We start from the raw sequence: 7,899 nt of genomic DNA, 5'->3' as shown, positions 1-7,899 counted from the left end.
CATTTTGTCACAGCCCCTTCATTTATTTTTTTATTAAAGTTCAGTTGCTTTGCGGAGAGCGCGGAGGTTTTCTTCGGAAGCTTTCGGATTGACGACGCAGCCTGGCCCTAAGATCAGGCCTTTGCCATCCACCTGTTCGATGGCATCCTTGACATGCGCAGTGATTTCTTCCGGGGTTCCATCGAGGACGATATCGTCATACTGGAGAACTCCGTCTACGAAGTAAGGAGCAGATTTAATGCCTGCCATGAGGCATTTGTCAGTCAGATTTCTGGCTTCTTTCAGTGTCGGCCAGGTGTGGCGGTCATGCCAGTTGATGGCATTGACCGGATATGAGGCGACTTCATTGAAGTAAATGTCTTCGCCATGGATATGAACAGCATTGAACCAGGTTTTCTTCGCATAGGATTTGATGACCTGCAGGTCATAGAATGCGCCGAATTCCTGAAACTGGTCAGGTGACATCATCGTGCGGACGGCATTCTGTGTGGCAAAGAAGAAGCCATCGACACCGGCATCGATATTGTAGCTGACAAAATCCAGTGTGGTTGCAGTGATGGCAGCCAGTGCATGATGAACGGCTTCAGGATAGAAAATCATATCTTTCAGCAGACGGTCGCCGGCCATTTTCTTCAAGGTAGAGAATGGGCTGAAGATTGTCTGGATGCAGGGGGTGCCCGGTGTACGGCGGCGGATCAGTTCCCTTGCAAATTCAATCTGCTTGCCATATGTACCCTGAATGGCAGGAATCGCTCTTAATGCATCATAGTCAGCAGGGCTCTGGATGGCGAATCTTTTAACGATTGGTTCTTCATAAGGATCACAGTAGATCGTCAGCTGATTGCCAAAGTCCTGTGTGCTGTACAATCCAAAAGGCATCATTTTGATGTAATCGAAATCATATTTTTCTGTCAGCTCAACTTCTGCTTCTGCCAGAGAGATCGGGTCCTGATCAAACTGGGAAAGATGCATCCAGGTAGCGACCGGAACACGGTCTACATCTTTGGAAGCCAGAGCGGCTCTTACTCTTTCTTCTCTATTCATCATATACTCCTTTCAGAAATCCGATTTCCAAATACCGAAATTTCTCTATTTTTTTATTATACCATAGGAATGGACTGATTTCATAAAGCGTCCATGGATGATCGCCTTTGTTTTCGACACTTCTTATAAAATTTTGTATAATATAGGTTACATTTAAAGGCAAGAGGTGATGACATGACTCATCAGGGAAGACCATGGCTGACGGCACTGACTGGATTTATTGCGCTGCTCATGGGCTTTTGTGAGTTTTACACATACAAAATCGGCTGGCACCCTTTTTCCAATCCGTGGAACAGGGTAAGGCTGCTTCATGTTGAAGATATACCTATGGTTCTGGCGGCAGGCGCTGCCACTTTCATCGTACTTACGCTGCTTCTCCGGCTGCTTGAGAAAATTCCTCCGATTTCGGAAAAGGAAGGACCTGGAGGCAGTCCTCTCGATGCGCCTTTTGCGCTGATTGCAGCATTTCTTTTTCTGGCATGGATGCCCTTCTTTCTCGTGTTTTATCCGGGAACAGGAATGAATGATACGACGGATATCATGAGAGCAGGCATTTGGGCGGCCGGGCAGCATACATTTATTTACTGCATGGCCGTTTACGGGCCGACGGAGCTTTCCAAAGAACTGACGGGAAGTGCGTCTTACGGACTTGCGTTCATATCCGTTGTGCAGATGTTTCTTTTTGCCTGCGCTATCTCTTATACCCTTTCCTGGGTATACAGAAAGACCGGCCGCATGTGGCTTTCCTGGGGACTGGCACTTTATTACGGATTCCTTCCTATGATTGTCAATATGTCGTTTTCCAACGTGAAGGATGTCCCTTTTTCCGCAGTGATTCTCCTCTGGGTTCCGCTTATGACATCTTTTGTATCCGGATACAAGGAAAATGCGTGGGAATCGAACAAATATCTTTATGCGCTTGCCGGCATTGGGATGATGATGCTCCGGAATAATGGCATTTTCGTCTTTATTCCCATGATGCTGAGTATTATCATCCTGATCAAGCATGTCCGCATGAAAGTCCTTCTTACATCTCTTGTCATGATTGTCATTTCCATTACGCCGGATATAGTCATTAAAGAGACGCTGGGGGCAAATTTACAGCTCGTTGAAGAGCGGCGAATAATTCATGAAGAGCGTGCAGATGATGATGGTCGTCGCGCAGGTCAGGATGGAAAGGCGGATGCCGTACTTGATCTGCAGCGATGGATTCAAACCGTAGCCGACTGGAATCGCTCTTGTGGAAACGGGGAGAATGTATGCGCAGTTGGCGGCAACGATGGTCCCCAGGATATACGGGATGGGGTTGACGCCCATGACGCCTGTGATGCCGGTCACGACAGGGATGGAAATCGAAGCGGCGGCCGTGTTGCTCGAAAGTTCGGAGAGGAAGCAGGCGAAGGTACAGGAAATAGCCATGGTCATGAGTCCTGGCGGAAGCTGGAGGCCTACGATGATGACAGCGAGGCGGTCGATGGCGCCCGTTTCAATGACGAGACGGCCCAAAGCAAGACCACTTGCGAAGAGGAAAATCATGCCCCACATGGCGTGGCTTTCTGCGTACTGCCAGTCAAGCATCGTCTTGCCATTTTCATCATGCAGGAAGAACATCAGCATGCCGATGACGAGGAAGACGTAAGCAGGCTTCATGGCAGGAAGGAATGAAGCGAAGAGCGGACGGATGAAGGCGAGGGCGGTCGCTAATATAAAGAGGTAAAGGCCGATCTTCTCGCCCCTTCTCATGGTGCCGAACTTGCTGTACATTTCACGGAAGTAAGCGCGCGTCCCCGGAAGGTCCTTGGCCGGAGCCGGGATGAGCCAGAGGAAGATGAGGTTCAGGAGGAAGACGATCGCAAGGAGCGGAAGGAAACGGATGACCCAGTCATAGTACATGAATTCATGGCCGGTCAGCTTTTCGATGTAGGAAACGGCGACAAGGTTCGCAGAGGATCCGATCGGCGAGCCGAAACCGCCGATACCGCTTCCCCAGCCGATGGCAAGCAGGATCGGGAGCGCCATGCGGCTTTCCGTCACGTCATCCTCGCCGACCGAGCGCAGCATGGCGACGGCAATCGGACAGAAGATAGCGGCCACGACGACGTTTGGAAGGAAAATGGAAAGGACGGTCGATGCGAGGAACCAGACGAAAATCTGGTTTTTCATCGAAGTCCCGATGAAGCAGAGCGCTTTGACCGACACGCGCTTGTCGAGGCCCGTCGTCGTCCATGTCAGACAGATGAGATCGGATCCCAAGAGCAGGACGGCGATTTCCGAAAAGTACTGGCTGATGACGTGGGAATTCGGGATCAGGTTGAAGAAGGCATTGACGACGATCGGCACGAAGGCTGTGACGTAAATAGATACAGGCCTGATGATCCACCAGAGCGCCATCCAGACGGCCGTTGCGATGGCGAACGAGGCCGCGGGCGTGAACGTGCCCCAAAGAAGAAAAGCCGACAAGAAGAATGATGCCGGCCCTATGAGAATTTTCCATACCTTTGCCAAAATGCATACCCCCTCACATGCGCCCGGAGACCGGGCCTTCCGAGTTCCGTTATTTTTCTTTATCTGTCTTTAATTATAATAAGGCGCATAACCATTTAAAAACTGTTAATTCTTGTTTATAATACAAGTATATAGTTGTAACAGGAGGGCCTATGAATTTTCTATCCATGAAATACTTCGTCGTGCTGGCCGAAGAAAGGAGCTTCACGAAAGCAGCGGAAAAGCTCCACGTGACGCAGCAGACACTTTCCGCGCATGTGGCAGGGCTTGAGAAGGAATCAGGCGCCAAACTCTTCATCCGCCATGTGCCGCTTGAGCTGACGGACGCAGGCCGCGTCTTCTACCGCTATGCCAGGATCATCCGCAGAAATGAAATGGCGCTTGAAAGAGAGCTGACCGATGCGGCCGGCATGGGGAGGGGGACGCTTCGGATCGGCGTTGCTCCTTCAAGAGGGCAGGTCGTCCTTACGCCCGTCATTGAATCCTTCCGGAAATCCTGTCCGGGCATCCGCATCCGCCTTGTCGAAATGGCAAATGACATGCTCTGGACAGCACTGGCAAGAGATGAGATCGACCTCGTCCTCGCCCGTGCGCCGGAAGCGCTTCCCGGCATCCCATGTATTCCCTTTGCCGAAGAGTATTCCGTCCTCTACCTCTCCGATGATCTGGCGGAGGCGCTCTGGGGAGAGAAGAAGGAAGAAATCCTCTCTTCCCTTTCTGAAAGAAACAGGGAGCTTCCTGAATCCTTTGCCGAATGTCCCTTCCTCTTGAACAGCGAGAGCGACATCACGGGGGCTCTTGCACGCCGCCTTTTCAGGGACGCCGCTATCGATCCCGTCATTGCTGTCGAGTCGGAAAGCATGGGCACGATGCTGAAGCTCTGCGTGGACGGGGCCGGCGCTTACTTCTGCCCCGAAAGTCTGGCGGAGAAGCTCCTTCCGAGAAGCGCGCAAAAAAAACTCCACCGCATCACCTTCGAGGACGGGAAGTACGAGATTTCCTTCGGGTACCAGAAAAGTGCTGAACGGTGGAGTATGATCGGTCGTTTCATAGAAGAGGCTTTCAAAAGCCGCGGGAAGAAGTTTCCCTTAGCGAAGCCATAAGTTGGCGGCGGCATGCGCTGCCTGCTCGTGCGTGATGTAGCCTTCCTGCGCCATGAGCGTCAGGACGACGGTCATGCGCTCGGTGCCGGCCTTGGGGTGATCGATGGGATCATAGGCAGAAGGCGCCTGCGGAAGTCCTGCAAGCATGGCGCACTGGAAAAGGTCGAGCTCCTTCGGCTCCTTGCCAAAGTACGTGTGGCTGGCTTCCCTGAGGCCGTATGCCCCGTGACCGAAGTAAATGGTATTGAGGTAGAGCTCAAGGATTTCCTGCTTCGTGTAGTAGCGGTCAAGCTGGACGGCAAGGGCGAGCTCTTCGATCTTGCGGCTCATTGTGCGCTCCGGCGAGAGGAAAATGTTCTTGACCGTCTGCTGGTCGATCGTGCTGCCGCCTTCGAGCGTTTCGCCTGCCATGTAGTTCGTCACCATCGCGCGGGCGACGCCGATCGGATCCATGGCGCCATGGTCATAGAAGCGGCGGTCTTCGGTCGCAACGACACCGTCGATGAGGTACTGCGGGATGTCCTTGAATGGAACGAAGTTCTCGCGGTGGACGCGGGATTCGAGCGCTTCCTTGAAATTCGTGAGGTCGTGGTATTCCTGGCGGAGCGTCTGGATGTCCTGCTCCTTGGCGACCGTTGCATTCGGTGCGCCCTTGGATTTATTGACTGTGACCTTGCCGGAATCCGTCGTTCCTGTCACGCCGGATGCGAAGGTGGAAACCATGTCCGTCACCTCGCCGTAGAGGGAGTCATCCTTCTTGGCGGATGAAGGCGCAGAAGAAGCCGCTTTGGGCGCGCTTCCTGTAAGACTGGCCGGAATGTACTTCTCGATGCCGCTTCCCTGAGAGAAACCCCAGTAGACGGCGCAGGCCAGAACGATAAGCATGAAAAGTCGTTTCATTGTATTCCTTCCCTGAAAACGGGATATTTCCCGTGGATATTCTGTTCTTTATTGTATCATAGGAAAAGAAAAGGGGAAAATGGGAAGAAATGGCCCCTGATGATTTTAAAAGGCTTTTTCCTGCCAATCGAAGGATAAAAAGGGAAATATCTTTCCTGATGCCTTTCCAAAGTCTCTGAGTGCGGTATTTCTTAAAATATGGTATAATAATTACACAAGCTGTATATCAGAAAAATATAGGATATCTGTTGGCAGTGGTGCATCATTATAGGCCGCTGCGTTTTTATGTGAAGGAGAGTTGTATGGCTGAAGACATTCATGAAATTCAGGACCGGCACGCCGAAGAGAACGGCAAGAGCGATTACGGCGCCAAGGATATACGAGTACTGGAAGGACTGGAAGCGGTCCGCATGCGTCCTGGCATGTACATCGGCTCCACATCGGCACGCGGCCTGCATCATCTGGTCTACGAAGTCGTCGACAACAGTATTGACGAAGCGCTGGCAGGCTACTGCACGCACATCGAAGTCGTCCTGAATGACGACGGCAGCTGCACCGTTACCGATAACGGCCGCGGCATCCCGACTGGCATGCACGAAACAGGAAAGCCCGCCATGGAAGTCGTACTGACAGTCCTCCACGCAGGCGGCAAATTCGGCGGCGACGGCTACCCGATTTCCGGCGGCCTGCACGGCGTCGGTATTTCTGTCGTCAACGCTTTGTCCGAATGGATGAAGGTCGTCGTCAAGAGAGAGGGCGAGTTCCATGAAATGAAACTGTCCCGCGGGATTGTGACCCAGCCGATGAAGACCTATGGCAAGACAGATGAAACAGGCACAAGCGTCACCTTCAAGCCGGACGCTGAAATCTTCAAGGAAGGCGTCGACTTCGACTATGACACACTGAAGGTCCGCATGAGAGAGCTGGCCTTCCTGAACAAGGGTCTCGTCATTACTCTGGAAGACCACAGAGACGGCGCTGTCAGAAGCGAACAGTTCCACTATGCCGGCGGCATCACCGAATTCGTCCAGTTCCTGAACGAAGGCAAGGACCTCGTCGATCCATCCGTTATTGCATTTGAAGGCGAAAAGGACAAGGTCATTGTCGACATTGCCATGCAGTACCAGACCGGGTACACGGAAAACATGTACACCTTCGTTAACGACATCAATACCGTCGAAGGCGGCATGCACCTGGCAGGCTTTAGAGCTGCGCTCACCCGTGTCATCAATGATTATGCTAGAAAGAACAATTTCCTGAAGCCGAACGAAGACAACCTGTCCGGCGACGACGTCAGAGAAGGTTTGACCTGCGTCATTTCCGTCAAGGTTCCGAACCCGCAGTTCGAAGGCCAGACGAAGACGAAGCTGGGCAATCTTGAAGTCAAGGGCATCGTCGACAACATTGTTTCCGAAGGCTTGAAGACATACCTGGAAGAACATCCGCAGGAAGCACGCGCTGTCATTGAAAAGGGCATCACCGCATCCCGCGCCAGGGAAGCAGCCAAGAGAGCAAGAGAACTCACCCGCAGAAAGAATGCGCTTGAAGTATCCAGCCTCCCGGGCAAGCTGGCCGACTGCACGGAAAAAGATCCGCGCTTCCTTGAAATCTACATCGTCGAAGGTGACTCCGCAGGCGGATCTGCAAAGACCGGCCGTGACCGCCGTTTCCAGGCTATCCTTCCGCTCCGCGGCAAGATCCTGAACGTCGAAAAGGCACGCCTTGACAGAGTCCTGAATTCCGACGCCATCCGTACCATGGTCACTGCCTTTGGCACCGGCGTAGGCGAAGACTTCGATATCAAGAAACTCCGTTACTACAAGATTATCATCATGACCGATGCCGATGTCGACGGCGCTCATATCAGAACACTGCTTCTGACATTCTTCTACCGCTACATGAAACCGCTCATCACTGAAGGTCATGTCTACATCGCTCAGCCTCCGCTGTACCAGGTACGTAAAGGCCGTCAGAAATACTATACCTATGACGACGATGAACAGAACAAGCTTCTCGCAAAGATCGGCATCGACGGATGCGCCATCCAGCGTTACAAAGGTCTTGGCGAAATGAACCCGGAACAGCTCTGGGACACCACCATGAACCCGGAACAGCGCGTCATGCTGAAAGTCGAATTGACCGATGCTGTAGAAGCAGACCGCCTCTTCACCATCCTCATGGGCGACAAAGTAGAACCAAGACGTCTCTTCATTGAAGAACACGCCAAGGATGTAACGAACCTCGACCTGTAATCAGAAGGGGCTGCGGCAAAATGCAAAAACATTTTGCCGCAGCCTTTTTCCATGTCTTGACAAAAACGGGTTAAAATCCCTAAATCTGTATTTAT

The 7,899-nt window shown here is 52.2% G+C and carries 5 protein-coding genes and 1 pseudogene; 3 read left to right on the top strand and 3 right to left on the bottom strand.

All coding sequences use genetic code 11. The features are described 5' to 3' along the window. Window positions 1–33: 33 nt before the first annotated feature. Window positions 34–1,047, bottom strand: coding sequence for a uroporphyrinogen decarboxylase family protein (locus M3200_RS05655; protein ID WP_288178171.1), 1,014 nt, complete (start codon window positions 1,045–1,047; stop codon window positions 34–36). Between the two features lie 480 nt (window positions 1,048–1,527). Between M3200_RS05655 and M3200_RS09520 the strand changes: the two are divergent. Next, window positions 1,528–2,094 (top strand): annotated as a pseudogene (locus M3200_RS09520) (DUF6020 family protein); the annotation flags it as partial. A gap of 48 nt (window positions 2,095–2,142) precedes the next feature. On the opposite strand, the gene M3200_RS05650 reads toward M3200_RS09520, so the two are convergent. Continuing rightward, window positions 2,143–3,549 (bottom strand): SLC13 family permease, encoded by a 1,407-nt coding sequence (locus tag M3200_RS05650; RefSeq protein WP_022382575.1) that lies wholly within the window; start codon window positions 3,547–3,549, stop codon window positions 2,143–2,145. 152 nt (window positions 3,550–3,701) lie between these two features. Between M3200_RS05650 and M3200_RS05645 the strand changes: the two genes are divergently transcribed. Next, window positions 3,702–4,652: a LysR family transcriptional regulator gene (locus tag M3200_RS05645; RefSeq protein WP_022382574.1), complete on the top strand. Its 951-nt coding sequence runs from the start codon at window positions 3,702–3,704 to the stop codon at window positions 4,650–4,652. On the opposite strand, the gene M3200_RS05640 is transcribed toward M3200_RS05645, so the two are convergent. Further along, window positions 4,638–5,552, bottom strand: coding sequence for a transglycosylase domain-containing protein (locus tag M3200_RS05640; RefSeq protein WP_022382573.1), 915 nt, complete (start codon window positions 5,550–5,552; stop codon window positions 4,638–4,640). The two genes, M3200_RS05645 and M3200_RS05640, sit on opposite strands and share 15 nt — an antisense overlap. A 302-nt stretch (window positions 5,553–5,854) precedes the next feature. Between M3200_RS05640 and gyrB the strand changes: the two genes are divergently transcribed. Beyond that, window positions 5,855–7,804, top strand: coding sequence for a DNA topoisomerase (ATP-hydrolyzing) subunit B (gene gyrB / locus M3200_RS05635; protein ID WP_022382572.1), 1,950 nt, complete (start codon window positions 5,855–5,857; stop codon window positions 7,802–7,804). Window positions 7,805–7,899 lie beyond the last annotated feature (95 nt).

It is taken from the genome of Dialister sp. CAG:357, assembly GCF_000435155.1.
Lineage (GTDB): Bacteria > Bacillota > Negativicutes > Veillonellales > Dialisteraceae > Dialister > Dialister hominis.
Note: the sequence above shows the minus strand (reverse complement) of the source record. Positions and strands in the feature narration are given on the sequence as shown.

What these genes read in the sequence shown, in the direction of transcription:
- M3200_RS05645 (WP_022382574.1), top strand. Translation starts at nt 3,702, where the DNA reads ATGAATTTTCTATCCATGAAATACTTCGTCGTGCTGGCCGAAGAAAGG.
- gyrB (WP_022382572.1), top strand. Translation starts at nt 5,855, where the DNA reads ATGGCTGAAGACATTCATGAAATTCAGGACCGGCACGCCGAAGAGAAC.
- M3200_RS05640 (WP_022382573.1), bottom strand. Translation starts at nt 5,552, where the DNA reads ATGAAACGACTTTTCATGCTTATCGTTCTGGCCTGCGCCGTCTACTGG.
- M3200_RS05655 (WP_288178171.1), bottom strand. Translation starts at nt 1,047, where the DNA reads ATGATGAATAGAGAAGAAAGAGTAAGAGCCGCTCTGGCTTCCAAAGAT.